Source organism: Micromonospora sp. AB353, from assembly GCF_049538395.1.
GTDB lineage: Bacteria > Actinomycetota > Actinomycetes > Mycobacteriales > Micromonosporaceae > Micromonospora > Micromonospora aurantiaca.
Window position 1 is genome coordinate 1 of record NZ_JBMVFV010000170.1, and the last position, 2,433, is coordinate 2,433.

General features: G+C 60.3%; 1 protein-coding gene. It reads left to right on the top strand.

The features are described 5' to 3' along the window. Positions 1–1,908 precede the first annotated feature (1,908 nt). Positions 1,909–2,433 (top strand): hypothetical protein (locus ACPCK6_RS29525; protein WP_423482848.1); only part of this gene is annotated, 525 nt, incomplete at its 3' end.

Genomic DNA, 2,433 nt, shown 5'->3' on the forward strand with positions numbered 1-2,433 from the left:
TGCGTTGCTGATACCGCCCTCAAGACACACGGTTTAGGAAGGGTGTAGCTACTGCTAGGTCGCCATTCGTCCTACCAGTGCCTACGCCCGGCAAATTTTCGGCGATGCGTCTGATCATTCCGCGCATGTTCCGGATCTTGGCCGCGTCACCGCTCGTGCGCGGGCTGGGGGCGCGCCCGCTGGACGTGGCTCAGCACCCCAGGCTGCGCATCTAGCGGGTGGGTGAGGCACCGGGCGACGACTCCGGACAGGTGTCGAGGAGCGGCTGCCAAGTGTTGTTCAGCTCCGCAGCGGTCAATGCGCGCCCATCGGCGGCTCCGTCGAGAGCATCGGCCGCCCGGTTCAGAGCTGCCTTCAGCTCCGGGTTACTCGCGCGGCCAGCGACTGGACGAAGGTCACGAGCCCACGCCCGAAAGTAGGCAACCTTCGCCGCGCCTGCTGCGCCTGGCTCGCCGTTGCCCTTGTAGTCCGCCTCAACCGCCTGTACGTAGGCGAGCCGCTCCGGCGATTCGCCGTCCGAGTACCGGCCAAAGACCAAGCGGAAGTCGCTACAGACCTGCCCTGTGTTATCAACCGGTTCCGGGGCGCCCACCGATGATGTGCCGCAGCCGGCCGGGAACAACCCGAGGACCATCACAGCAGGCGTCACAACCCAGCGGCGCATCGCACCCACCCTCTCGAAGATCGGACACAGGCTAGCCCACGTCAGTCAGCCCGGCGACGATCAGGACTGATACGTCGAGACGTTGAAGCGGAACTAAGCGGCGCGATCGGCTGACCAGCGGGAACGCCGCTAGATACCTGCTCACGCGCCGCCTGGGGCTGCCATCGTTGATGGCTAGTTGGCAACGTTTGACAGTGTCTTGTGCCCCCTGTGCGCCCCACACCGCCCGGGGAGTTCTCATGCATCGCGCTGGGCTGCGGAGGTCGCGACCTGGCCGGAGGCCATCACTCTCCCCGCCAGTCCCCGGCTGATCCCCGGCCGCGACCTGTCCACCTGGTGTGGATACGCAAGGAGGGCCTCCGATGCCTATTAACGCCCTGTATGGCCTGTCATCTTTAAGTGGATACTTGCCGACGTTCGGCTTCCCTTCCGGCCCTCTCACTCAACCTGGTTAGCGGGGCCAGCGCCAATAGCTCCACAGAAGGGACACTTCATATCCCTGCCGTCTGGCCCATTAGGCCACATAAAGACGACTTCCGATCCTGTCTCGACTGCCAACCATTGCGAAAGCTTGGCGCCCCACCGAAGCCACCTGTTTCGCTCGGCGTCGGTTGAATCCCGGCCATCGCCATAGGGGGAGCGAGCTTCCCACCATTGCCTCCAACCCACGAGATCGCCAGCCAATTCCTCTGAGATTCCTAGCCGAGCCGCTGAAGACATCTTGCCCAACTCCCAAACTGGAAAAGCACCATGATCCGGCCGAACATCCAACCGCCTGAGTCCGACCGGCGCGCCATCTGGGCACCAAGCTGCATGAGATCGAAAGCTCATATCTCACCACCCGTTCCATCACGTCGCATCTATGTCGTTTACGTCTCCTTCTATGCAATAATACCAATGATCACTGTTGCGTAGTTTGAGACATGCGCATCCCAGCCGAAACAGCCCACTGCTACCATCACCTCCCACACTTGAACAGTGACAGGAGATAAGTGAAACCCCAAAAACTCACGGGCAGGGCTGTTGCGATCCTTGCCAGCGTGGCAGTGTGCTTGGGATTTGGAACTCCTGCCCAGGCAGTGAACTCCAACCCTATCAACTGGACTATCTTTGAGTCCTACATAGGCCACTGGGGCAACGACGTTCCACTTCGAGAGGGTCAAGCGGATTCCGCCACCGGGGAGGACGGGTTCGGCCGAATCCATATCGTTCAAGGTCACGGAACTCTTCCACCTGCGTGGGACATGGCCGAGACGATCGCCAGTCCCGAGTACTGCACAGCAGGGCCGGATGAACGTATCAGGTGCTTCAACGAAGAGACACTGCTCTTCGTGGTCTATTCACCCAATCGCGATACTCGGGCTCCCGATGGTCGAACCTTCGGGATCATCACTGCGTACTATCAACTGCCATGCTTCGCCGCCTGCAATGAACCACCAACCGACACTAACCTAGTCTATACAGGTTCCACTGCGACGACGGATGGCAATATACCTGTTTCCGCACGACTGAAGGACAACCTCGGCATTCTGTTGCCGAACAAGTCGGTCACCTTCACAACAACAGTGGGTTCGACCACCTTCTCCTGCAGCGACACAACCAACTCAAGTGGCGTTGCAGCGTGCAATATCAATGCAACAAAGCGTCCGGCAGGTAGCTCACTAACGGTTCAGGCCCGCTTCCCAGGAAATTCGTCCCTCAATGCATCAAGCGCGTCCGCTACTGTAGCGGCGAGGGCTCCGATCAGTGACTTCGACGGGGACTGGCAT